This is a genomic window from Psychrobacter sp. APC 3426, from assembly GCF_030408035.1.
GTDB lineage: Bacteria > Pseudomonadota > Gammaproteobacteria > Pseudomonadales > Moraxellaceae > Psychrobacter.
In genome coordinates, this window is record NZ_JASDCF010000003.1 from 1 (window position 1) to 23,785 (window position 23,785).

General features: G+C 44.3%; 22 protein-coding genes. 16 read left to right on the top strand and 6 right to left on the bottom strand.

Annotated features, from left to right (window positions below; genetic code table 11):
* Positions 1 to 222: 222 nt before the first annotated feature.
* Both dapB and dnaJ read right to left on the bottom strand, forming a co-directional pair.
* Positions 223 to 1,065: a 4-hydroxy-tetrahydrodipicolinate reductase gene (dapB, locus tag QL919_RS03315; RefSeq protein ID WP_290188175.1), complete on the bottom strand. Its 843-nt coding sequence runs from the start codon at positions 1,063 to 1,065 to the stop codon at positions 223 to 225.
* 191 nt (positions 1,066 to 1,256) lie between these two features.
* Positions 1,257 to 2,393 carry a molecular chaperone DnaJ gene (gene dnaJ, locus QL919_RS03320; protein WP_290188176.1) on the bottom strand — a complete coding sequence of 379 codons (1,137 nt, stop codon included), beginning with the start codon at positions 2,391 to 2,393 and terminating at the stop codon, positions 1,257 to 1,259.
* A gap of 421 nt (positions 2,394 to 2,814) precedes the next feature.
* Here dnaJ and QL919_RS03325 point away from each other — a divergent pair, with 421 nt between their 5' ends.
* A complete protein-coding gene (locus tag QL919_RS03325) occupies positions 2,815 to 3,468 on the top strand; it encodes a DUF2939 domain-containing protein (protein WP_290188177.1) in 654 nt (217 codons plus the stop codon).
* Between the two features lie 119 nt (positions 3,469 to 3,587).
* Here the strand turns inward: QL919_RS03325 and QL919_RS03330 are convergent, their stop codons facing one another.
* Entirely contained in the window at positions 3,588 to 4,655 is a 1,068-nt protein-coding gene (locus QL919_RS03330) for a disulfide isomerase DsbC N-terminal domain-containing protein (RefSeq protein ID WP_290188178.1), read from the bottom strand.
* A gap of 408 nt (positions 4,656 to 5,063) precedes the next feature.
* Positions 5,064 to 5,768, bottom strand: coding sequence for a 16S rRNA pseudouridine(516) synthase (locus tag QL919_RS03335; RefSeq protein WP_290188179.1), 705 nt, complete (start codon positions 5,766 to 5,768; stop codon positions 5,064 to 5,066).
* 197 nt (positions 5,769 to 5,965) lie between these two features.
* Between QL919_RS03335 and QL919_RS03340 the strand changes: the two genes are divergently transcribed.
* The 5 genes from QL919_RS03340 (at position 5,966) to QL919_RS03360 (ending at position 10,664) form a co-directional block, all read left to right on the top strand.
* Positions 5,966 to 6,562, top strand: a complete 597-nt coding sequence (locus tag QL919_RS03340) for a YigZ family protein (protein ID WP_290188180.1) — start codon at positions 5,966 to 5,968, stop codon at positions 6,560 to 6,562.
* A gap of 203 nt (positions 6,563 to 6,765) precedes the next feature.
* On the top strand, positions 6,766 to 7,881 hold the full coding sequence (locus QL919_RS03345) for an alpha/beta fold hydrolase (RefSeq protein ID WP_290188181.1): 1,116 nt from the start codon (positions 6,766 to 6,768) through the stop codon (positions 7,879 to 7,881).
* Between the two features lie 67 nt (positions 7,882 to 7,948).
* Entirely contained in the window at positions 7,949 to 8,491 is a 543-nt protein-coding gene (locus QL919_RS03350) for an acyl-CoA thioesterase (RefSeq protein WP_290188182.1), read from the top strand.
* Positions 8,492 to 8,716: 225 nt separating this feature from the next.
* Positions 8,717 to 9,094, top strand: coding sequence for a DsrE family protein (locus QL919_RS03355; RefSeq protein ID WP_290188183.1), 378 nt, complete (start codon positions 8,717 to 8,719; stop codon positions 9,092 to 9,094).
* A 526-nt stretch (positions 9,095 to 9,620) separates the two neighbouring features.
* Entirely contained in the window at positions 9,621 to 10,664 is a 1,044-nt protein-coding gene (locus QL919_RS03360; RefSeq protein WP_290188184.1) for a nitronate monooxygenase, read from the top strand.
* Positions 10,665 to 10,764: 100 nt separating this feature from the next.
* Here QL919_RS03360 and QL919_RS03365 read toward each other — a convergent pair whose 3' ends face one another.
* Complete coding sequence (locus tag QL919_RS03365) at positions 10,765 to 11,712, bottom strand: alpha/beta hydrolase (protein ID WP_173239025.1); 948 nt, start codon at positions 11,710 to 11,712, stop codon at positions 10,765 to 10,767.
* 576 nt (positions 11,713 to 12,288) lie between these two features.
* Here QL919_RS03365 and QL919_RS03370 point away from each other — a divergent pair.
* Complete coding sequence (locus tag QL919_RS03370; RefSeq protein WP_290188185.1) at positions 12,289 to 13,821, top strand: MATE family efflux transporter; 1,533 nt, start codon at positions 12,289 to 12,291, stop codon at positions 13,819 to 13,821.
* Between the two features lie 43 nt (positions 13,822 to 13,864).
* Here the strand turns inward: QL919_RS03370 and QL919_RS03375 are convergent, their stop codons facing one another.
* Positions 13,865 to 14,584: an aspartate/glutamate racemase family protein gene (locus QL919_RS03375; RefSeq protein ID WP_201578146.1), complete on the bottom strand. Its 720-nt coding sequence runs from the start codon at positions 14,582 to 14,584 to the stop codon at positions 13,865 to 13,867.
* A gap of 281 nt (positions 14,585 to 14,865) precedes the next feature.
* On the opposite strand from QL919_RS03375, the gene QL919_RS03380 reads away from it, so the two are divergent.
* The 9 genes from QL919_RS03380 (at position 14,866) to QL919_RS03420 (ending at position 23,751) form a co-directional block, all read left to right on the top strand.
* On the top strand, positions 14,866 to 15,120 hold the full coding sequence (locus QL919_RS03380) for a DUF2798 domain-containing protein (protein ID WP_101211927.1): 255 nt from the start codon (positions 14,866 to 14,868) through the stop codon (positions 15,118 to 15,120).
* A gap of 93 nt (positions 15,121 to 15,213) precedes the next feature.
* Complete coding sequence (locus tag QL919_RS03385) at positions 15,214 to 16,365, top strand: DUF2157 domain-containing protein (RefSeq protein ID WP_290188186.1); 1,152 nt, start codon at positions 15,214 to 15,216, stop codon at positions 16,363 to 16,365.
* The gene (locus tag QL919_RS03390) at positions 16,362 to 17,552 is read left to right on the top strand and encodes a DUF4401 domain-containing protein (RefSeq protein ID WP_290188187.1); all 1,191 of its coding nucleotides are present in this window, start codon (positions 16,362 to 16,364) and stop codon (positions 17,550 to 17,552) included. The genes QL919_RS03385 and QL919_RS03390 overlap by 4 nt, the downstream gene beginning before the upstream one ends.
* Positions 17,549 to 18,226, top strand: a complete 678-nt coding sequence (locus QL919_RS03395; protein WP_290188188.1) for a GDYXXLXY domain-containing protein — start codon at positions 17,549 to 17,551, stop codon at positions 18,224 to 18,226. The genes QL919_RS03390 and QL919_RS03395 overlap by 4 nt, the downstream gene beginning before the upstream one ends.
* Before the next feature lie 158 nt (positions 18,227 to 18,384).
* Positions 18,385 to 19,326 carry an NADP-dependent oxidoreductase gene (locus QL919_RS03400; RefSeq protein WP_201608583.1) on the top strand — a complete coding sequence of 314 codons (942 nt, stop codon included), beginning with the start codon at positions 18,385 to 18,387 and terminating at the stop codon, positions 19,324 to 19,326.
* A gap of 57 nt (positions 19,327 to 19,383) precedes the next feature.
* Positions 19,384 to 20,361 (top strand): zinc-binding dehydrogenase, encoded by a 978-nt coding sequence (locus tag QL919_RS03405; RefSeq protein WP_290188189.1) that lies wholly within the window; start codon positions 19,384 to 19,386, stop codon positions 20,359 to 20,361.
* A gap of 307 nt (positions 20,362 to 20,668) precedes the next feature.
* Complete coding sequence (locus QL919_RS03410; protein WP_290188190.1) at positions 20,669 to 21,649, top strand: zinc-binding dehydrogenase; 981 nt, start codon at positions 20,669 to 20,671, stop codon at positions 21,647 to 21,649.
* Between the two features lie 55 nt (positions 21,650 to 21,704).
* On the top strand, positions 21,705 to 22,709 hold the full coding sequence (locus QL919_RS03415; protein ID WP_290188191.1) for a YhdH/YhfP family quinone oxidoreductase: 1,005 nt from the start codon (positions 21,705 to 21,707) through the stop codon (positions 22,707 to 22,709).
* Between the two features lie 193 nt (positions 22,710 to 22,902).
* On the top strand, positions 22,903 to 23,751 hold the full coding sequence (locus QL919_RS03420; protein ID WP_290188192.1) for an HNH endonuclease signature motif containing protein: 849 nt from the start codon (positions 22,903 to 22,905) through the stop codon (positions 23,749 to 23,751).
* The last annotated feature ends 34 nt before the right edge of the window (positions 23,752 to 23,785 follow it).

Sequence of the window (23,785 nt, forward strand, 5' to 3'; positions counted from 1 at the left end):
AAAAACTGGGACTGTGACAGTCGGGGCAATTGATCTGTATTTGTGTCTTCATAACCTCAAATATATCATCTTGCTTTGACTGTCACCCTCCCTTTATTACTCCAGCATACTTTTTGATACACCACCAACACTATAAAAAGCCATATCAAGCAGCCATCAGCTGACAAGCAAAAGCCCTTAATCATCTAACTCTCGCTTGTCTAAAACTTATGTACTCGAGCGTTAGTCATTCAAACCCAATACATCCTGCATGTTATATTGCCCATTCGACTGCTCAATCACCCAAGTAGCCGCACGTACTGCACCAGCGGCAAAGGTCATACGTGCACGCGCACGGTGAGTAATCTCAACCACCTCACCATCGGCGATAAACATCACAGTATGATCACCGATGATTTCACCGCCCCGTATCGCATGAATACCAATCGTACCAGCTGCACGCTCGCCTGTTTGCCCTTCGCGACCATAGACTGCAACGTCTTTTAAATTCTGTCCACGCGCTTCTGCGACGGCTTCTGCCATCATATAAGCGGTGCCCGATGGTGCGTCGATTTTATGCTTATGATGCGCTTCGATGACTTCTACATCGGCATCAGTGCCAAAGGCTTTTGCCGCCATGCCGAGTAATTTTAATGACAAATTGACGCCTGTTGAATAGTTACCAGCATAGACGATTGCGATTTGTTTACTGGCTTCTGTTAGCACCTGTTCTTGCTGCTCATTAAAGCCTGTGGTACCGATGACCATCGCAACACCATTCGCTGCGCAGACTTGCATGTTTTGTTCAGTGGCATCAGGCAGGCTAAAGTCAATCAGCACATCGATGTCATTAATAACCAATTTTAAATCATCGACAATCTGCACATCTAGATGACCAATCGCTGCGACTTCGCCGGCATCTGCGCCAACCAAGCTTGAGCCTTGACGCTCAATCGCGGCATTCAGTGTCGTTTGTGCATTGTCTTGTACTGCTTCGATGAGCATACGCCCCATGCGCCCACCAGCACCGATAACACCTATTTTGATAGCTTGGTCCTGCTCTTTCTTTTCTGCTTGTTGGCTCATATCTTTTTCCTAAATGTTTTATTTTTAATAAGGTAGTTTTGAATCCATTTATCGCAAGTTTAGCAAATATCAATGTATCAATGTATCAATTGTCTTTTACACACTCAATAAAAAAGCCCAAAGGTTTCACATGAAACCTTTGGGCTCGCTAATATGCTTGTATTGATAAAATCAGTCAATCATAAGTAATCTTAGTCAAATAAATCGCCAATCTTTTTAAAGAATGACTTCTTATGTGGTGACTGCTGATGCTTGCTGTCGCCATCAAGTGTATCTTGGAATTGACGCAACAGATCTTTTTGCTCGCGAGTCAAATTCACTGGCGTCTCAATGACCACACGGCAAATTAGATCGCCTTTCATGGTCGTGCGTACTGGCGTCACACCTTTGCCACGCACACGCAATAACTTACCACTTTGCGTGCCTTCTGCAACCTTGATTTTAACTTTGCCATCTAAGGTTGGGATTTCAACTTCTTTGCCCAATGCCGCATCAGTGATACTCACCGGCACATCCATATAAAGGTCTGCACCTTGACGGGTAAAGACATCATGTGGTTTCACACGTACTTCGACATATAAATCGCCGTTTTGCACGCCAGCACCACCTGCCTCGCCTTCGCCCGCAAGGCGAACACGATCACCATCATCGACGCCTGCTGGAATAGATACTTCAAGCGTACGCGATTTGTCTTTGACGCCATTACCATGACAGTCAGGGCAAGGATTCTTAATCTGTTTGCCAGAACCACCACACTGTGGACACGCTTGCTGCACGGCAAAGAAACCTTGCTGCATGCGTACTTGGCCTTGACCATGACACATCTGACAAGTCACAACGTCTGAAGCATCTTTTGCACCTTTACCATCACAGGTGCCACATGGTGCTGGAGCAGTAAAGCTGATTTCTTTTTTGCAGCCACGTACTGCCTCTTCTAACGTCAGCTCAATGACGTAACGCAAGTCCGAACCACGACGTGAACGCCCACCGCCGCCGCCACGTGACTGACCGAAAATATCACCAAAGTTGCCGAAAATATCACCAAAAATGTCTTGGAAGTTGCCACCGCCAGCGCCGCCGAAACCACCACCGCCCATGCCATTTTCAAAGGCAGAATGGCCCATACGGTCGTAAGCTGAGCGCTTATCTTCATCACTCAATACTTCATATGCCATTGATGCTTCTTTGAACTTGTCTTCGGCATCAGGGTCATCAGAGTTGCGATCTGGATGGTATTTCATGGCCAGCTTGCGGTAGGCTCGCTTAATTTCCTTGCTGTCAGCGGTCTTGCTGACACCTAATACTTCATAAAAATCGCGCTTACTCATGGGCTCTCCTATCGTCTTTACAGTGCCACCGGCCAATCGATTCATCAACCCTTATCATCGCTTGCGTTTTATACACAATGACACCAAAGGTTTCACATGAAACGTCTTAGGTTATGGATAGCAAGATGATGATATTTAAATCTTATGAGCGAATACGGTGGGATGCTGCTTAGCCAAATCAATTATTAAAAGTTTGCGCTATTTATGGAGATGCCATGGGCATTTATCAAGCGCTTGCATGCTGAAATTCTGACTTATGCGGTTTTAAGCCCTCTAAAAAAGACCTTATTAAGAATTGAGTAAAGGTTTTTATACCTTTCTAAAGGCTGCCCATGCTAATATTTAGCGCCATATCGATAGGGTTTTGCATCCTATTTTTGAGATTTACCGCCATTTCGTTTGCGCTAAGGTAGCAATTTTTATGAAAAAGCTGATTGTTTTATTGATTATCATTGCAGTCGTGGTCTATGGCGGCTCGCCTTATTACAGCGCCTATCAGCTGAAAAATGCCTATGATGCCAAAGATGGTGCGACTATCGCGGCGGCGATTGATTATGAACAGGTACGTCCAAGTATCCAAAATCAGCTAACCACCCAATTTGCCACGACCATGACTCAGTATCCACTGGTCGCAGAGCTCGGCGGTGCGCCACTCGCTGATGCAGCAAACGGCTTTATCACCCAAGCAGTTGATGGGGCTGTTACGCCACAAAACATCGAAAAAATCATCAATACTCAAGGGCAAGCCAACACTGCAACCAAAGAGCTTGCTGCTGCATGGGCCATCGCGAGCAATCAAGTCGATCTCAAAGACTTGATTCAGAGCTTAATCATCCACCGCGGCGACATCAATGTCGTGGTAAAAAATCAAATGCAGCAAATCATGGACAAGCAAGCGACTGAGCTAGAGCAGCAAGCGGCGCAAGGCTCTGACAGTGACAAACCCACATTGAGCTATTGCGGTATCAATTGCTTTACCATCAGTGGGCAGGTTAAAGGTTATCCACTTACTATCGAGATGCAGCGTGATGGTTTGATTGATTGGAAAATCGTTGATATCGTTTTGCCGCAATAGGTGTTGTCATAACAGACTTGCTAGTAGCGCCTGTTCAACGCAATAAAAAACCGCCGCATGAGCCAATCATGAGGCGGTTTTTTAATGGTTACCTATCATACTATATGGTTTTTAATGACCTACTCCACGCCCAAAAATTCTAAAAACTCAAGGCTCTCAAAGCTTGCTTGATACAGCACACCATCTTCACGATAAATAGCAGGCGTGGCCATGACTGCAAGCCCTGCTGCTTTTTCGCGGTTGGGGGTCACATGATCGACGTTACAACTTGCTGGTGCAGGTGTCATTTCTCCCTGCAACATTGCCTTATCAAAAGCGCTGCGGCGGCTGTCTTCACTGCCCTGACACCAGATACCGCGCATTTGCTCAGGAGACGCTTCGTATATCGGATAACCAATGGTTTTTACCGTCACACCCTTCGCATTCAGCATCGGCAACTGTTGATGCAAGCGGCGGCAGTAGGGGCAATTGACGTCATTGGCCACATAAATGACCGCTCTCTCAGGACTGGTCGTTGGATAATTAATCAGTTGGCTTTCATCTAGAGTCGCAAACACCGATTGATTTTTGCGCTTTTCAAACTCCTCATCGAGCCCGATAAACTGACCATTTTCAATCACTGATATCTCACCATCGGTAATATACTGCGCATCATCTGATGACAAGAAAGGCACACCTTCTAACGTTGCGCCCCAAATGACACCCGGTACTGCCGTATAAAAGAACGGTGTCTTGGCACTCATATTTTTCAGAGCGTCCATATTAGCGAGAATGGCAGACTTAACGCTGGCACTGACAGGCTTGCCTACTTGCGCACTAGTACTACGCGCTGGGGTTTTGGTCACAACACGCTTGCTTGGATTCTTTTGTAGCTCGCCTTGAATGACATATTTGCCATCTTCTGTCATATGCAGTGGTAGTTGCCCTGCTAGGTTAACCTGATACATATTAGGAAGCTTAGAGGGTTCAATAGAGATAATTTGCGTTTTAATACCAGCGGTAGTCAGCAGTTGACGCAATCGACTGTCAACAGACTGGCTAACGGTGCCATTGGCTTGCGTACTTTGGCTGGTTTGTTGGCTGGTGTTTTTCTTGACAGCATCAGTGGCGCTAGGCTGTGCGCAAGCCGTGGTTGCCAATAGCATGGCAGTAATTAGGCTGGCAGATTTCAATACAGGTAATTTCACAGAGACAGTCCTATCGGTTTTTCATAATGGTTGCGTAATAGTAGTTGTGTAATATTCTGAAAATAATAACGGCTATGTCCAATAGCCATTACATTTAATAAAGAGTTTTAGAATCTTCATTCCTAATTTCGTTATTAATAAAGACAACTATATTATGTAAAAACATAGATTAAAATAATACAGAGACTGTAGCACACGAGGTAACTTTGCAAAGCTTTAAACCGTTAATTTTGCAAAACTGCTACTTAGCTTTAAGAGATAGGCAACACAGATAGCTGGTAGAAATAAGCAAAGTGAATAAGATAAATGAGGCGAATAGCGGACGACGAAAAGCAGCACACTGTTGAGCGGCTGCTGATTGTATATATAGCTCTATTTGACTATTCTAACATTTGCTAAAGCGTGAACTTAGAATTTGGCGACTTCATCGGCTGTTAAGAAACGACTGTCACCTTTATCTAAACCGTCTAAAGTGATATGACCAATACTGGCGCGATGCAGCTCAGTGACTCTGTTGCCAAAGTAACCCATCATGCGTTTTACTTGATGGTATTTGCCCTGCTCTAGAGTCAGGCGTGCATGAGTCTCATCGATAAACTCAAGAATCGCAGGCTTTGTTTCTTCATGCTCGCCTTCTAGTAAGATACCTTCAGCCACTTTTTTAACCGCATTGGCTTGAGCGTCGCTGTCCATTGCTTCAGCCAATGTTAGCTCATAAATCTTGGCATGCGCATGTTTAGGGCTGGTAACACGGTGCAACCATTTGCCATCATCACTGATAAGCAACGCACCCGTGGTATCGACATCGAGGCGACCTGCAATACGCAAGCTGCCAAGCTCTGGTACCGCAATCAGCTCAGTAACGATAGGATGCTCTTTAGCCTTTAAGGTACATTCAAAGCCTTCAGGCTTATGCAAGAGGATATAACGATTGCCCGCCGCAACTGACAATGGCTCGCCTGCCCACAGCACTTCATCATTGACGATATCGACGTGCAACCCAGGGTCTTTGACCACAGTATCATTTACCGTCACTTCGCCGGCGTGCAGAATCTTTTTTGATTCTTTACGTGACAGCTCAGTGGCTTTACTAAGAAATTTATCTAGACGCATACTATTTACTACCATCCGTTTTATGTGACCCACCCTAAATCAGTCGCCAACGTCATTCGCATTCAGGCATGACCTGCTCGTTATCTTCACTGGTTAGAAATGGTACTATAATGAAAAAATTAATGAACACTGCGCCAAATACGGACGACAGTGAAAGTTAGACCAGTTTACCATATCCAACCTAAGCCTGATGAAATATGAGCTATCAAACGCTAAAACGTGCGGTCACCGCTCGTCTAGAAATTAAAAAATCCGACTTTATTGCTTACGCTTATCCTGTGACCTCGCGTGAGCAAGCTATGTTTCACGTGGAACAACTGCGCGAACAGTATGCAGATGCTCGACATCACTGCTGGGCATATATCATTGGTGACCCCAATAACACTACTAGCGCGGGGTTTGACGATGATGGCGAACCGAACGGTACTGCAGGACGACCGATATTGAATGTCTTGCAGCATAAATCTATCGGCAACGTCATTATCATCGTAGTGCGTTATTTTGGTGGTATCAAACTCGGCGCAGGTGGTCTCACCCGCGCTTATGCCGGCTCAGCGCAAGCGGCCGTTGATGAGATGGTCTTGCTGCCTTATGTGCCGATGACACAAGTACAAATATTGGCAGAATTTGCCACTGAAGCGCAGTGCCGTTATGTAGTAGAAAGTTTAAATGGCAGTATCGATGACGTAACGTATAGCAAGCAAGTGACATTGACCGTAACGCTCGCTGAGGCAGATATCGACAGCTTAAAAGAGCGGCTGGCGATGGATGGGCGCGTCTTAGAGTCGCCATAAATAACCAGTGTTTTTGAAAACTGTCTTAAATGACTGTTAAGTAGTGTTTTTAACTCCATACTTTCAGTCAATTTTTTGAGTGACGTTGTTTTGATTGATATTGTTTTGAGTAACCATGCGTTCACTGAAAATCATTGGTTTTAACCTTAGCAGTCGGTATGATAAGTCACTGTTTTTTATAACAACTCATATAAGACTTTCCTATGCCAACTTCAAAACCGAACAAACCTTTCTCACCCGCGCCGTTTAAACCACCCTTTTGGCTGACCAATCCACATTTGCAAAGCATTTTGCCCAAGTTTTTTGCGCCCAAGACACCAAGCTACCGCCGCGTGATTAAGCAAGATTCACTGTGTGAAACCGATATCGCTTATGATTTTTACGATGCTCATCCTATTCAAAATCCAGAATCTTCAGAAAATGGCAAACGTGAGCAAACGCCATTAATCGTGTTATTTCATGGCATGGAAGGCAGTAGCGACAGCCATTATGCGCGCGCCTTGGCGTATCAAATGCATGCACAAGGGTGGCATTTTGTTGTGGCGCACTTTCGTAGTTGTGGTGGTATTCCCGCTAACGGCAGCGTGTTTTATAACGCTGGTGACACGGGCGAGGTGCATCATATGTTAGAAAACTTGCGCGAAAATTATGCACATATTTACGCAGTGGGCGTGTCACTTGGTGGTAATGCCTTAGCAAAATATATGGGCGAATATGGCGATAACGCACTATGTGATGGCGCAGTCGTGATTTCTGCGCCAGTCGATATGTCGTCCGCTGCGATTACCATGCATAGCTTTTTGAGCCACCGGATTTATACGCCGTATTTGCTCAATCCTATCATCAAAAAAGCACTGGCTAATGATTTAAGCCAAGATGAGATTAACTCTATTAAGGCGGCTAATCGCATCAGTGATTTTGATGATATTTTCACCGCCCCGCGTCATGGCTATCGCTCAAAAAACGACTATTATCACTCATCTTCTGCCTTGCCATACTTAAGGAATGTCACGAGCCCGCTATTGCTCATTAGCGCCAAAGATGACCCCTTTATTGGCTTTACCGCCACGCCAAATGATGTCTCGGACAGTGTCACTATTTTAGATACCGAACACGGTGGTCATATTGGCTATTTGCGCTACCGCTCAAACAGTCATGGAGAAAATGAGCAGTCTGCTAATGGTAAAACCAAGCAACCTAGCGATAATGGTAAAAAAACAAAATCGTCGAAATTCGATATCAATTGGATACCCGAAACCGTCAGCGCTTACTTTAATCATATTGGTGTAGCGTCTAACGCTGATAACGATATTGATTAATCACTATAACAATCATTCGTCACCTGCTACCTCTATACTCTACTATCTAACCCTTTGAGATTGCGCTATGTATCCTTTTATCCGCTATACCAGCACTATCATAAAATCTGCCATAAGAGCTAAAAAAGGCAATACCCTCACCTTTAGAGATACTGGCGAAATTGAGTTTTACTGCCGCCTGACCGATATCGACAATTTCCTCGAGATGAATAACGGTCGTGTGCTCACGCTCTATGATATGGGACGCACAGACTTTGCAGTGCGTAGCGGACTGGGTCGCCAATTGCTGAAGCAGCGTTGGGGTATGGTCGTTGCTGGTAGTACTGTGCAGTATCGCAAACGCATTCGTGCCTTTGATAAGGTGACGATGAAGACGCATATCGCAGGCTTCGATGAGCGCTGGATATATATCGAACAGTCGATGTGGGTTAAAGGCAAGCCGTGTTCCTCTGCGCTATTGCGCACAGGCATCACCGAAAGTGGCAAAGTCATTGAAACTGCACGCGTGCTAGAAGCATTGGATCAAGCAGATTGGCAACTGCCACCAACAGGCTATGTGGCGGAGTGGATAGTCAGTGATGCTGACCGCCCGTGGCCACCACAAAGTTAGAACCGATTATGTAATGATATTTATAAGTCACAAGCAGCTCGTCACAACTAAGCAACCTTATAGCTACTATTTTCTAACAAGACATTATATGAATACATATAGTAAATGTTAGGATAGTAGTGAGTTCCCTACTCAACTGAATACCCTTTAATTAGAAAACAGTCTAATTAAAAAGAAGCTAATTAAAAAGAAGCTAATTAAAAACAGTCTAATAAGGAAAATAATATGATTAATAATACGGATTATGTCGGTACACTCTTTGATAATAGTGACTCAAACCCAAGTAAAATCACCTTAGCCTTTACCATGGCAGGTGTCGCGCTTAAAAAGGGTCACTCTGCCTCGGTGATATTGATGGTCGATGCCGTACATTTGGCCTTACCGAACGCTTTGGATAACGTCGATATCGGCGCACCGTTCGACCCTGCTAAGGATTTGCTAGAAAGCTTTATTGAAAAAGGTGGTCAAGTATTGGTCTGCGGCGCTTGTATGAAACACAACGGTGTAGAAGAATCAGCCATTGATAAGCGCTTCACCGTCATCAGTGGTGACGATGTGGTTGAGCTGCTGATGAATGCGAAAGGCTCTTTGCAGTTGAATTAAAGTGCAGTTAAATCAAACATTTAAGCTAAGAAAATAGCTTATAAAAATGGGTCATTATTCTTGACTGTCTTTTTGATGGTTTGGAGGCTAGCCTATTTTTTTGCGTTAAATTCTATAGCAAAAACATCCTAAAAACGCTACGGTATTGCTGATATCAATTTTTTGTAGCCTCTGTCTGCGCAGGCACATCAAGCAAGAAAAATTGATATCAGCAGCGTGTGATGTATCGATATTACTTTTCACTGACTATAGATTGCTGACCTTACTCCCACTTTTTATGATAGATATTGATAACAGCCTTTTAGTCATAACCCATCCTAATATTCAGCAACTAAATACACATTATCTAACACGCTCACGCCGCAGCTTTGCTAAAGTAAGTCATGCAAATCTTATAATAATACTATGCCAAAAAATCAGAGCAGCAAGCAAAGCGAGTGCAAGTACTACATTTAGTAGACTGAGGAAGTTTGACGCTGCTAATCGTATTTTTTGGGTTTGGTATAAAATAACAAGGACGCTCGTCATGACCTTACTTAATACCTTTGATTTAACCTATCCTATCGTACAAGCACCGATGGCAGGAGCAACCACACCTGAGCTGGCAGCAACGGTCAGTAACTTTGGTGGATTGGGGTCATTAGGGTCTGGCACGACGGCGCCAGATATTTTAAACGACCATATTAATACTCTTAAATCGCTCACCAACCGCCCTTTTATGATTAATCTGATGGTGTTATCCGAGCATGACTCTAATACCTTGGACAGTCCAATTCCTGCTTGGCTAACTAAGTACTATCAAGAACAAAATATCGAAATGGCGTTACCTAAACGTCCTGCGCTAAGCTTTGCAGAGCAACTACAAGTGCTCTATGACAATCCGGTTCCTGTCGCTAGCTTTACCTTTGGCATTATCAGCGCTGAGCAAGTGCAGCGTTTAAAGAATTTAGGCACGCGCGTCATCGGTACCGCTAATCATCCATTGGAAGCGAAAGCATGGGCAGAGATTGGCGTCGATGCGGTATGTGTGCAAGGGGTAGAAGCGGGTGGGCATCGTGGTGGGTGGTTAGCGCAAAGTGAAAATGATCCATTGGGATTATTGACGCTGATTAGTCAAACGCGTGCCTGTACCGATATTCCGTTAATCGCGGCTGGCGGGATTATGACAGGGCAAGCGATTAAAGCGATTCAAAGCGCTGGTGCTGAGCTGGCGCAAATCGGCACGGCGTTTTTGACCACTGATACCTGCGGTATTAATGACATTTATAAGCAAGCGCTACTGGATGCTAGTCAAGATAAACGCAGTAGCGAAACGCGCTTAACTCGGCTGTTTTCAGGGAAGCAAGCACGCGGTTTGTTAAACGATTATCTGCGCGATTTTGGTCAATTTGAAAGCGCGCATAAACTACCGCCCTACCCTCAATTAAATGCAATGACCAAAGTTTTACGTGCACATGCGAAACAAAACCTAGATGCAGAATATCAGTCTCTATGGGCAGGGCAAGGCGTGGCTTTGGTCAGACAAGAACGGACGATTGAATTATTAGAGCGGCTGGTAAAAGAGTGTTAGTTTTCTTGATGTAGAGACAATATTCTAACCAAAAAAAAGAAACACCAGTCTACCTGATGTTTCTTTTTTGGTTTAGAACAAGTATTTTCGACCTAAACAACTACTTCTTTAGTCCTTTTCGAAACGTTTTATAATCATCCGCTGTTTGGTCAAGCGCTTCGACCATCGGTACATGACCGACTTCTGGCATCATAATAATCTGTGATTGCGGGATGATTTCTTTTATCACCTTGACCGTTTCAGGCTTGATCACTTGATCTTTATCGCCCCAAACCACTAGCGTCGGAATATTATATTGCGCGATGACTTTGGCACGTTCCTCGACACTATCGGTGACGATTTGCTCAAGGATTTTGGCATGTAGCTCTTTATTAGCGATACGTTCTTGGGCAAATACTGCTTTGACAGACTTAGGCAAGTAAGGCGGCTTATACATCACAAAATCAAACATTTTGTAGAAGTCTTCTTTGTTATTGACCAGTAGCGGATTGTTCTCTAAAGTCGCGCCTTCTAGCGATTTAGAAATACCTGCTGACCAAAACCCTGCTGTGTCCACTAACCATAGACTTTTGACGTCTTTAGGGTACTTTGCCGCATAAGCGACACTGATCGCCCCGCCCATCGAATTGCCACCGACATGAATGTTTGACGCGACACCTTTGGCTTGCAGCAACTCATGCAAACGCGTGGCCTGCGCCTCCGAGCGATAATCTGCGGTCATAGGCTTGCTAGACTCACCAAAGCCCAGCAGATCAGGAATGATCAGATGATAGCCCTCTAGCTGACTGGCGATGCGCGTAAAGTTATCTTTATTACCGCCAAAGCCATGAATCAATAGTAACGGCTCGCCCGTCACATTCGCGTTTTCGGCATAAACCATTTTGTCGCCAGAAGCTAGGGTCAACGATTTGACTTCTAAATCTGACTTATTACGCTCATACTGGATAATTTTTTGCGTGGTATTGACCGCTAAAGAATTGGGGGCAGTCGTACAACCCACCACTGATAGACTGAATAGAGCGGCAAGGCCTAAGCGTTTTAATAGCATCGAAACATCCTTATTAAGAGGTAATATGAAAGTGTCTTGTAGACCATGATTCTAACGGCAAACTTATGCTTATATTTTTTAATTGATAACTTTGCAGTCAAAACATTATCCCTTTGCATTTGATAAACAAGAATACCGCTTCCCTGATTACCTTTCTAATCAAGATGCCACACACATTGTCATTTATAATGAGCGTTTTTATTACATTAACGTTTATTTCATTAGGGTCTGTTGAACATTCAAATATCAGGACTGCTGATTGCTAAAATAGTCCCAAACTAGGCGTAAACCGACGATAATATCGAGACCTTAGCTAGGTTTACAACAACGTTTGGGGTGATTTTAGTATCAGCCTTTCAGGGCAGGGCTATTTTTTGCCAATACATGGCGAAATTATCTAACCTAGAATGACTAGGCGTCAAAAATTTCACTGCGTATTGTCTAAAAAATAGCCACTGCAAGTGCCACATTTGAATGTTCAACAGACCCTACTATTAGATTAGCTACTTAATCTTCTGTTAGGACTCTTTTTTACCATCAACCGAAGCCCATTTGGATGGCGCAAAAGGATGCACATTGAGCGACACTATTACTTCCACTGACAAATCGCGTGACCTTACCGAGGGGTCGATTGCCAAAACCATGCTGCTGTTTGCCTTGCCAACCCTTGGCTCCTCGGCACTACAGTCATTAAACGGCTCGATCAATGCTGTTTGGGTCGGCCGGTTTTTGGGGGAAGAGGCGCTTGCCGCAACGGCGAACGGCAATATCTTAATGTTTATCATGATTTCATTCGTGTTTGGTTTCGGTATGGCGGCCACTATTTTTATTGGTCAAGCCATGGGTCAAAACGATGACGTTAAGGTTAAACGCACCATGGGAACAGCGCTAGGGAGCATTATTCCAATCAGTATATTGTTATCAGCAATAGGCTGGATATTTGCCCCAACGCTACTCGATCTGCTCGGTACGCCGCCAACTGCTTTTGAGCTTGCTTTGACTTATCTGCGGATGATCTTTATTGCGATGCCCGTCACCCTAACCTTTACGCTGATGATGATGGCACTGCGCGGTACGGGGGATTCCACCACGCCGCTTTGGTTTATCGCGATGTCGGTCGTGATTGATCTGATTTTGACGCCGACGCTTATTTTGGGTTTAGGCCCTTTTCCTGAATGGGGTATCTTTGGCTCAGCCGTTGCAACGGCAGTTGCTAATACGTTAGCGCTTATCGGTATGGTCGTCACTATGTACTGGCGTGGTTCGGTGCTGACACTTAGTATGCCAGAGCTGCGCTTTTTGGGGGCAGACCTTGGCATCTTAAAGTCGATGTTTTCCAAGGGCTTGCCGATGGGTTTGCAGATGATCGTCATCTCTACGGCAGCGCTAACCATGCTATCTCTCATCAACCGCGAAGGCGTACAGACGACCGCTGCTTATAGCACCACCCAGCAACTTTGGACTTACGTGCAGATGCCCGCCATGGCGCTAAGTGCCGCCGCTAGTGCGATGGTCGCTCAGAATATCGGTGCCAATCAATGGAGCCGAGTGGCAGGGATTACCCGCTGGGGGCTTATCTTTAACGTGATATTGACAGGTACTATGATTGGGATACTGACTATTTTTGATAAAACTATTTTAAGCTTGTTTTTGGGTAGTGACAGTGCAGCGGTGCCGGTCGGTCGGCATATCCAAACCATGGCGACGTGGGGCTTTCTCTTTTTTGGGATAGCGCAAGTGTTCTTTGGCACGATGCGTGCCAACGGCTATGTGATCTGGCCACTGCTAGTCATGGTAATTTCGATGTATCCTGTGCGACTTGGTTTTGCTTTTGGCATGTATCCACTACTGGGTGCCGATGCGCTTTGGTTATCATTCCCTGCAGGTATGGTAGCCACCGCGGTCATGGGGGCAGGATTATATCTATACGGTGGCTGGCGCAAAGGCGAAAACTTGTCAAAAGAAGAAGCCGCGCAAGGGTGCGAGGGCTATCGTGCTCAGATAGGCACTTCGGCGTCGTGCCGTGATCTGGCACCGACCACTTCATGGAAGCGCTTACCTTCACTCAGTGTTGCAAGCTTGCGCCAAAAATTTCAGGGTAGCGATTAAACGAATCATAATAAACCGTAGTAGTGATGATCTGGCTTTAATATTACCCAAGTAAAAACCTGACTGCCGCTGCCGCATGAATAGCAGTGGTATCAAATACAGGGATGGGGCTGTCGGCTTGTTTAATCAGCAAGCCAATCTCGGTACAGCCCAAAATCACACCTTCGCATCCTTCATCCGCTAACTGCTCAATGACCTTTATATAATAGGCTCTTGAGCTGTCTTTGAATGCCCCTACGCAAAGCTCGTTCTTAATAATGCGATGCACTTCTGTACGCGCATCACTCTCTGGTATCGCTACTTGTAAGCCTGCGTCAAGCAAACGTTGCTTATAAAAATCCTCAGTCATCGTAAACTGAGTGCCCAGTAAGGCAATTTTCGTCAGACCTTGCGCCTTAATTGCTTGAATAGTGGCATCAGCGATATGAATCAAAGGTAAGTCGGTCACGTCTTGCACCGCATTAAACAGCTTGTGCATAGTATTAGAGGCGATCATTAATCCTTGGGCATCTGCGGCTTGTAAACGTTTGGCACTATTAGCCATGAGTACGCCCAACTCTTCCCACGCTCCTTGCTCTTGCAGCTCATTAATGGGGCCAAAGTCTACGCTATGTATGAGCAAATCTGCTGAATGTAATCCGCCCAGCTTATCCTTTATCCCTTCATTAATCAGACGATAATAGCTCTCGGTACTTTCCCAACTCATACCGCCGATGATGCCTAATGTTTTTTGTTGAGAGTGTCGCTGTTTTTGAACGGCCATTTTACTGCCTTATTGGTTTGTGGTGATCGATTTTATCTTAGCAAAACTAGCGGGCTCTAGTATGCTAATTATCAAAAATATGCTTTCTCAAGAAAAAAACTAGAGTCGTTAAGATATGGCAAACTTTAAGATGAGTAATAACGATTTTACCAACGCATCATCCCACGATATGATAGTCGCCAATAATTAATAAAGTGGCACAAAACCCTTTACTCCATCAAAAAATCATGCTGATTCAGCTATTTAAGCATGATGCTAACTGTGTAGGACTACATAATATTATGGCAGAGACCTCTACCTTTAAGATACGTACCCGTCGTAAGTACTATCGACTAATTTTTACTGGACTCATGGCATTGATGATGTCGCTCATTATCTCGACGGCATTGATATTGGTCAAAGTAGGCTTTATAGATGGTTTCTTTACGGAGCTCTTGCACTCATGGGGGCTGGCCTTTATTTTTGCTTGGCCTAGTGCCTATGTTTGCGCCTACCTAGTGCAAGAGCATGTGTTGAGTAGAATTGAGTTTTATTGAATTAAACGAGCAAGATAAATTTTAAACTTAAGTCCACCCCTACCATATAAAAACAGCTAAGATAAGCCATACCATTTTTATATAGAGGACGCTATGACCCAATCAAGGCGTACAATCGAGCAGTTGCTCAGCCAAGGTACACTGCCCATAGAAAAGGCAGATACCGCCGCACTATTTTTAGACGTTTATCCCAGCAAGCGCACATGGCTGCAGTTTTTTGATAAAGCGCTATTGGTTATCGGCGCGGTAGCGTTGGTATTATCCCTTGTGCTCTTTATTGCCTATAACTGGCTATATATGGGCAAATTGGCCAAGTTCGCTTTGGTCGAAGGCGCTTTGGTCATCACTATCGCGCTGTATGTGGCGCTGTCCTTTCGGCGTCGTTTTGCCTTTGTTCGGCAGTTGTTATTGCTGATCGCTAGCATCATTACTGGTAGCTTATTAGCGCTGTTTGGGCAGGTGTATCAGACTGGCGCTGATACGTGGCAGCTGTTCTTTGGTTGGGCCGTATTGATTACGCCTTGGGTCATCATCGCCCGTTTCCCTGCGCTTTGGCTGCTGTGGCTTGGGCTTATTAATTCTGTAACTTTGTTTTATATCGACACCTCATTGTTTTTTGGCATAGGTTACTACTATCAAGATTTTTGGCAATTCACCGTAATCACAGTTATTAATGTTATCGCTTTTTATTTATGGCTGATCTGCTTTGAAGACAAACGTGGTTCAGGACTTTCTAATTTAAAGACATCTAATTTAAGCCTTTCTGACTTGAGCCTGTCTAGCGTTACTACTGATATCACTACCAATAGCAAATTAGACACCTTCAATCTTGCCAGCACTGCCGCCAAATCCAGCCTACATTGGAGTACCTATGTCGTCGGTCTACTCAGTACGTATACCATCACTTATCTGACGATAAGCACTTTTTTTGATAATAAAAATATTCTGCTGTTCTTAGTCGCGGTTTCCTTGTGGCTAGGTTGGTGTGTATTTATGCATTGGCGTTTCCGCAAGCGTACGACTGATTTGCTGATGTTGACTTACTTGTCAGGCTCAGTGATTGCGGTTGTTGTCTTTATTTTAGGCAAAGCACTGCTGAGTGATTTTGACGCTGGCGGTTTTTTATTATTAGGGCTGGTACTGATCGGTATGAGCTCCTACGCCGTCGTCTGGCTACGCAAAGTTGCTCGTTTTAAAAAAGAAAACAATGTGCCCCATACCATCGTTAAAGGGGAGCAATTATGACTAATGATATGAACGATGAGCAACGTCGTCGCCTTTTGCTATTACAACAGCACGGATTAATTAACAAGCAAAATGGGAACGATAGCTTGTTAAACCAAACTGAATCTGAAGAGCATACCCCTTGGTTTATCAACATCCTTTTTGGTTTTAGTGGGATATTTGCCAGTTTATTATTCATTGGGTTTTTGACGTTGATATTATTTGAGACTGAGATTTTTGACAGTATCATTGGAGTATTGCTTACTGGCAGCATATTGAGCGCTATTGGCTGGTCTTTATTTTATAATGCCCATTTACGTCATAGCCCATTCTGGAACAGCTTAGCCTTTGCGATTACTGTCGCTGGTCAAGCGTATATCGCCTTTGCCTTATTGACTAACGAGATTGAACAGCCCGTAAATGTAGTCATCTTGCTACTTATACAGCTATTTATGACCATCGTCACGCCCAATTTTATTTACCGTCTATTAAGCGCTATGGTAGCGCTGGGCTGTGTCATCTATCTACTCAACTTCTATCACCTGCCCGAGTTAAGCTTAGGGCTACTGGCGCTTATGACTGCCGTTGCCAACTTACAACGCTATTCAATATTACAGCGCATTTCTGTTAAATGGCGGTCGGTGGCCTTTGATATTAGCAAAGCGCTCTCCTATGCCAGCGCTTTGATGTTGCTCAGCGTTTCGGTATATTTTATCGCCGCTGAATATGGGGGTAGCCCTGATAGCTTTGGCAGCCTTGATAGTTATGGCGACACCTTTAGCTATAATTACTACCTCGCACAAGGGTTACTGACGCTCGCCAGCCTTTATGCGGCTTTGCTTATCCTTAAGCGCTATCAAGTCAAACTGCTATCAGCAGCAGGGTTCATCATTATTTTCGCCATTGCTATATTGGGCGTTATGTCGATCTATGTCTCAGGATTGCTGACGACCAGCCTTATCATCGTCATCGCGGTTGCCAACAGTCAGCGCGTGCTATTAGGGCTAGGTATTACAGCATTAGTCGGCTATATATTTTGGTATTACTATCAGCTCGATACCTCTTTATTGATCAAATCCGCCTCCCTGCTAAGCATCGGTATCGGTTTACTATTGATGCGCTGGTTACTCATAAAACGTTATTTTGCGATTAGTAAAAGGAGTAGCGAAGCACTGACAGTGGCTAACGAGAAGGAGCGCTTGTCATGAGTAAGATAAATAATCCATTACTGGGGCAAAAGTCTGTAGCCAAGCCGCTACCGTGGTGGCAAAAGCGTACATTTACCATCGGTGTTGCGCTACTGGGTTTGATCATAATATTAGTCATAATGACCGTTAATGTCGCAAAGTTTGAGACCCATTTAGCTACTGGCGACACCGTGCTATTAGAGCTTGCGCCCGTTGATCCGCGCAGCTTTATGCAAGGCGATTATATGACCCTGAGCTATGCGTTAGAAGGTGAGGTACTCAACGAATTAAACGAAAAATTTCCAGAAAATGAATACTACATTAACGCTAGTGAAGGCTACGTCATTGTCGCTTTGGATGAAAATAACGTCGGTACGTTTACCCGTCTAGTCAATGTCATACCGAGCGATTTAGCCGCTAATGAGATGGCGCTTTACTACCGCGTGCGCAATAACGAATTGAAGCTGGCGACCAATGCTTTCTTCTTTCAAGAAGGTCATGCTGAAGCGTTTGAGGTGGCAGAGTATGGCTTGTTTCGCGTGAATGATAGTGGTGAACCGCTACTCACAGATATGGTTGATGGAGTGTTTAAAGTGATTAAGCCTGAAGTTAACGACCTTGAGACCAATAATTTCGAGACTAATCGCTTTGACAATGAAAAAGTCTTTGATGATGACAAAACCTTTGATAATTAAGCCTGGTAAATGCTCAAAAATTTAACCTCTAAAACTAGTCTCTAAAAAACCAGTGACAACATCAGGTAACCAAAGTTGCCTTGTTAGTCCTCAGGACAACTTGCTAAGGTAATTGCTACTTATTTTTATTACTTATAATGATAATAAAGGAACATCTTATGCAAGCCTACCTTCTCCATAAAGCAGGCGGTATTGAAAACCTAATTTTGAGCGATGTTGATAAGCCGAAGCCAAAAGCCAATGAGCTATTGATTGAAGTCAAAGCTATTAGTATCAATCCCGTCGACGTAAAAATACGCGAGATGCCCAAGCTCCTCGATCAAGTCTATGGCACTGACAGACCGCTGATTTTAGGTTGGGATATCGCAGGCGTAGTCACTGCTATAGGAGACGACGTTACCAATTTTAAAGTGGGTGACAAGGTCTTCGGACTCGTCAATTTCCCTGGTCACGGCAATGCTTATGCCGAATATGTTGACGCGCCAGCTGAGCATTTAGTCAAGATACCTAATGGCACTTCCTTTGCAGAAGCGGCCGCTACCACACTCGCCGCTTTGACTGCACTACAAGTATTAAGCCCAAGGATAAAGGCGGGTGATAAAGTCCTCATTCATGCTGGTTCTGGCGGGGTTGGCCACTTTGCGATACAGATTGCCAAGGATATTGGCGCTTACGTTATCTCAACCTCTTCTGCTGATAATAAAGACTTTGTATTATCGTTAGGTGCGGATGAGCATATCGATTACGAAACTCAGGATTTTGAAGAGCTGGTCTCGGATCTAGATTTTGTATTAGATGCTATTGGCGGTGACGTGCTTGAGAAGTCATTACAAGTCACCAAGGATGGTAAATCGATCATCTCTTTACCGACGCCGCAGTTCTCCGATAAAGCAAAAAGCTATGCTAAGCAGCATGATATCGATATTGCGTTTTTTAACGTGACCTCAAACGGCGATGATATGCAGACGCTAAAAGAGATGCTGGAAAAAGGGACACTAAAACCACACGTATTCAAAACCTTTGCCTTTACCGATTTAGCACAAGCACACCGTCAAGTCGAGACCAATCGTACCGTAGGTAAGGTGGTGGTTGAGGTTTAAACCTTCAAACTGTTACTAATCTAAAAATACTTATAAACAATAAATAAAGGACCTGTTATGCGTAGTGCAACTTATAACGAATTTGGTAAACCAACTGAAGTGTTAAGCCTCGGTGACCGCCCTATCCCAGAGCCCAAGGCCAATGAAGTGCGTGTCAAAACCATTCTCGCCTCCATTCATAACCACGACCTACTTACCATTCGTGGTCAGTATGGCTTTAAACCTGAAATGCCAGCCATTGGCGGTAGTGAAGCGCTCGGTATTATTGACGCCGTTGGTAGTAACGTTAAAGACTTAAAAGTCGGTCAACGTGTGGCTGCTGCCAGTGTGCAAGCAACGTGGGCAGAGTACTTTGTCGCATCCGCCGATATGGTATTTGCTGTCCCTGATAGCTTAAAAAATGAAATGGCTGCGCAGCTGATTGCCATGCCGCTCAGTGCGTTAATGCTATTAGAATTCTTAGAAGTAGAAAGCGGTCAATGGATTATTCATAATGCCGCGAATGGTGCCGTTGGTAAATCGCTTGCGATGTTGGCTGCCGCGCGCGGCGTTAATACCATTAATCTGGTACGCAGTAGCGATGCGATTAAAGAGTTAGACACCCTTGGTATCAAAAATAACATCAATATCGAAGATGACGATTGGAAAGAGCAAGTCCGACAAATCATCGGTGATGATAGCATCAGCGCAGCGGTCGACTCTGTCGGCGGAGAAGCAAGCGGTGACTTATTATCGCTGCTCGGTCATGGTGGCACTTTGGCATCTTTTGGCATCATGTCAGGTCGGCCAATGGTGCTTAATCCGACGCATCTAATCTTTAAACAAGCTATCGTAAAAGGATTTTGGGGCAGTAAAATCAGCCAAGAGATGAGTGTCGAAAATAAACAGCGCTTAATCGATGAGCTTATCGAACGGGCAACCAGTGATAAATTGCATTTGCCTGTCGAAGCTGTGTTTGACTTAGCTGATATCACCAAAGCTGTCGATGGCAAATTGCAGTCAGGCAAAAAAGGCAAGGTATTGCTAAAACCTTAAATTATTATTCATTTATCATTTAGCTAGCTTTCGTTTTATTCTTCCTTTTATTGAGATAATGGCAGCGTTCTTTCTAATAAGAACGCTGCCATTTTTTATGGCTTATTTTGCGATTATAACTCTGCACCTTCTTCAGCTTACACCTTTTTATAACATTTTACCGTTCTAAACAGCGGGCAACGTTCATTTACCAAAGTCAGGTTGCGGGTATCAAGCCCTACTTGTTAAGGTTGATGAGTGATTAATCATCATCGTTTCAAAATGAACAATTAACGATATTTATCTAACAATAAAAAAGGATATCAATATGCGCAGCGTAACCTATAACGAATTTGGCAAACCTTCAGAGGTACTAACCATCACTGACAGCCCGATGCCAGAGCCAAAGGACAACGAAGTCCGTATCAAAACCATTCTATCTTCTATCCATAACCACGACCTCATCACTATCCAAGGCCAATATGGCACCAAGCCAAAACTGCCCGCACTCGCTGGCAGCGAAGCCGTGGGTACTATTGATGCTATCGGCGCTGGCGTCAAAGGTATGGAAGCGGGTCAGCGTGTGGTGGTCACCGGTGTCGAAGGCACGTGGGCCGAGTACTTCACCGCCCCTGCTAGCAGCGTCATCCCGATACCGGATGCCATCGATGATGAAATGGCCGCGCAGCTTATCGCCATGCCGATGAGCGCCTTGATGCTCATTGAGTTTTTAGAACTAGAAAAAGGTCAATGGGTCATCCAAAACGCCGCCAATGGCGCAGTCGGTGAATCGCTTGCGATGTTGGCTGCTGAGCGCGGCATCCATACCATCAATGTCGTGCGTAGTAAAGAGTCAGCAAACGAGCTGACCGAAATTGGTATCACCGAAAACAATGTCGTGAGCGATGATGACGACTGGAAAGATCAAGTCCGTCACATTATCGGTGATGCGAAAATCAGCGGCGCAGTCGACTCTGTCGGCGGTCAATCTGGTGGCGACTTACTAAGCTTACTCGGTCATGGCGGTATCATGGCAGCGGTGGGTGCGATGTCTGGTCAGCCACTCGCGCTCAATCCGACTCATCTCATCTTTAAGCAAGCGACACTCAAAGGATTTTGGGGCGGTGCGATGATGCAAAAGATGGATTCGGATAATAAAAGCCGTTTGATAAAAGAGCTTATCGAGCGCGCTGCCAGTGGTAAATTAAAGCTACCAACAGGCGGCATTTATACACTGGATAATATTAAAGAAGCAGTATCTGGTAAGGTGCAATCTGGCAAAAAAGGCAAAGTATTGTTAAAACCTTAATATCGTTCGTTATAAATCCACTCAAATAAAAGAGCAATACAAGAGGATTCAGACAATGTCTAATAACAAAACCTTTAAAGCCTTAGTCGTCGAAGAAACCAGCGACGGTACGTTCGATAAAAGCATCCAAACGCGTAACGTCAGTGACTTGCCTAAAAATGATTTATTAATCGAAGTGCATTACTCATCGTTAAATTTTAAAGATGCGATGTCAGCCTCGGGCAATAAAAGAATCACCAAAAACTACCCGCACACCCCTGGTATTGATGCCGCAGGCGTGGTGGTAAGCGACAAGTCTGGCACATTTTCCGAGGGCCAAGAAGTCGTGGTCTTTGGTTATGATTTGGGCATGGATACCGATGGCGGTCTCAGTCAGATGATATCTATCCCTGCTGATTGGGCGGTCGAATGTCCGTCTTCTTTAACGCTAAAAGAAGCCATGATTTATGGTACTGGCGGCCTAACCGCAGCCTTAAGCGTGCAAAAGCTTGAGAAAATGGGCGCAAAACCCAGTGATGGCCCAGTCGCGGTCACGGGCGCTACGGGCGGCGTCGGTAGTATCAGTATCGCGATATTAAGTCAATTGGGCTACGAGGTTATCGCTTTCTCAGGTAAGCCAGAACAAAGCGATTATCTAAAAGAGCTGGGCGCGAGTGAAGTCCGTCATCGCGATACGATCAATGAAATCGGTAGCAAACCTATCGGCCGTGAGCTGTGGGCCAATGCCATTGATACGCTCGGTGGCGATTATCTAGCTAATTTGCTCAAGCAAACCAAAGCGGGCGGCGCAGTGACCAGTTGCGGCCTAGCGGGCGGTGCGGAGTTTTCGATGACGGTTATGCCATTTATCACCAGAGCAGTGTCATTATTGGGTGTCGACTCGGTTTATATCCCGCTAGCTGATAAAGAAGCTATTTGGCAACGTGTCGCCACCGATATGAAGCTGCCTAATCTAGAGAACTATGGTGAAGAGATCACCCTTGAGCAAACGCCTGAATACTTAGATCGCTTTATTTCGAGTAAGGTGGTTGGGCGTTATGTAGTGAATGTGCGGGGGTAGGATTTAGGTTTTTAACAGCTAAACTTTGCAAGCCGTAACGGTGCTCTTTACTTTGGAGAGCACCGCTATCTTTTTAGATTCACATCATAGGCTTTTATAAACTCCAAAACTTACAATTAAAGGCAAGAAACAGAACAACTGTTATCAACTATAGTAAACTCTATTATCTTAATAAAAAAATAGGGAAGCCATAGTGTTTAAAATAGGAAAAATCTATAACCGTCGTTCTGATATACACGGTATATATAAAGGGCAACAATATGGTGGCATAGCAACGCCTGCCGAGCATCCCTATATATTTATTTTTACCGGCGATGCTGGCGGCGAATATGGCTATATTGATGATTTTGACCCTAACGGCACCTTTAAATATACGGGTGAAGGCCAAGAAGGTGACATGAAAATGACCAAAGGTAATTTGGCAATTCATGATCATCAAAAAAACAATAAAGAAATTCTACTTTTCGAATCAACATCACGAGGCTTTGTACGGTTTTTAGGGTATTGTAATTACGTTTTTCATCATATTGAAGAACGGCCAGATAGAAATGGCGAGCTTCGTGTCGCTATCATTTTTCATCTAGATATGGTTAATACTAAAAATATTGATACAACTCAAACCCTGCCATCTAAAGTAGTTAAAGCCCCTAAAGCCGTTTATATCATTAAGCCTAGTAAAGGTAAATCATTACAGCAATTACGAGAAATTGCCTTAAGTTCAACACCAACCCACGCAAGCACTCAAGAAAAAATTCAGTCTATTCAAAACCGTAGTACAGCAATTAAGCTGTATGCTAAAAAAAGAGCTAATGGTTTATGCGAGGGATGTAATGAGACAGTGCCATTTGAAACTAAATCTGGACCTTATCTGGAAGTTCATCATCTAACTAGATTGGCAGATGGTGGTGCGGACTTAACTCAAAACGTTATTGCGTTATGTCCTACCTGTCATCGAAAAGCTCACTACTCTTTAGACCATTCAGAATTTAATAATCAGTTAATAAACAAAGTTGCTGCTATCGAAGCAAAACTTATCGAGTAAAACTTTTATGTTTAAAACAAAAAACACCCAACTA

Bases quoted from the DNA above. Each gene is read 5' to 3' on its own strand.
- QL919_RS03390 (WP_290188187.1), top strand. From the start codon at position 16,362: ATGACTAATGATATGAACGATGAGCAACGTCGTCGCCTTTTGCTATTA.
- QL919_RS03375 (WP_201578146.1), bottom strand. From the start codon at position 14,584: ATGGCCGTTCAAAAACAGCGACACTCTCAACAAAAAACATTAGGCATC.
- QL919_RS03395 (WP_290188188.1), top strand. From the start codon at position 17,549: ATGAGTAAGATAAATAATCCATTACTGGGGCAAAAGTCTGTAGCCAAG.
- QL919_RS03415 (WP_290188191.1), top strand. From the start codon at position 21,705: ATGTCTAATAACAAAACCTTTAAAGCCTTAGTCGTCGAAGAAACCAGC.
- dapB (WP_290188175.1), bottom strand. From the start codon at position 1,065: ATGAGCCAACAAGCAGAAAAGAAAGAGCAGGACCAAGCTATCAAAATA.
- QL919_RS03410 (WP_290188190.1), top strand. From the start codon at position 20,669: ATGCGCAGCGTAACCTATAACGAATTTGGCAAACCTTCAGAGGTACTA.
- QL919_RS03405 (WP_290188189.1), top strand. From the start codon at position 19,384: ATGCGTAGTGCAACTTATAACGAATTTGGTAAACCAACTGAAGTGTTA.
- QL919_RS03360 (WP_290188184.1), top strand. From the start codon at position 9,621: ATGACCTTACTTAATACCTTTGATTTAACCTATCCTATCGTACAAGCA.
- QL919_RS03325 (WP_290188177.1), top strand. From the start codon at position 2,815: ATGAAAAAGCTGATTGTTTTATTGATTATCATTGCAGTCGTGGTCTAT.
- QL919_RS03400 (WP_201608583.1), top strand. From the start codon at position 18,385: ATGCAAGCCTACCTTCTCCATAAAGCAGGCGGTATTGAAAACCTAATT.
- QL919_RS03380 (WP_101211927.1), top strand. From the start codon at position 14,866: ATGGCAGAGACCTCTACCTTTAAGATACGTACCCGTCGTAAGTACTAT.
- QL919_RS03355 (WP_290188183.1), top strand. From the start codon at position 8,717: ATGATTAATAATACGGATTATGTCGGTACACTCTTTGATAATAGTGAC.
- QL919_RS03385 (WP_290188186.1), top strand. From the start codon at position 15,214: ATGACCCAATCAAGGCGTACAATCGAGCAGTTGCTCAGCCAAGGTACA.
- QL919_RS03365 (WP_173239025.1), bottom strand. From the start codon at position 11,712: ATGCTATTAAAACGCTTAGGCCTTGCCGCTCTATTCAGTCTATCAGTG.
- QL919_RS03335 (WP_290188179.1), bottom strand. From the start codon at position 5,768: ATGCGTCTAGATAAATTTCTTAGTAAAGCCACTGAGCTGTCACGTAAA.
- QL919_RS03345 (WP_290188181.1), top strand. From the start codon at position 6,766: ATGCCAACTTCAAAACCGAACAAACCTTTCTCACCCGCGCCGTTTAAA.
- dnaJ (WP_290188176.1), bottom strand. From the start codon at position 2,393: ATGAGTAAGCGCGATTTTTATGAAGTATTAGGTGTCAGCAAGACCGCT.
- QL919_RS03340 (WP_290188180.1), top strand. From the start codon at position 5,966: ATGAGCTATCAAACGCTAAAACGTGCGGTCACCGCTCGTCTAGAAATT.
- QL919_RS03350 (WP_290188182.1), top strand. From the start codon at position 7,949: ATGTATCCTTTTATCCGCTATACCAGCACTATCATAAAATCTGCCATA.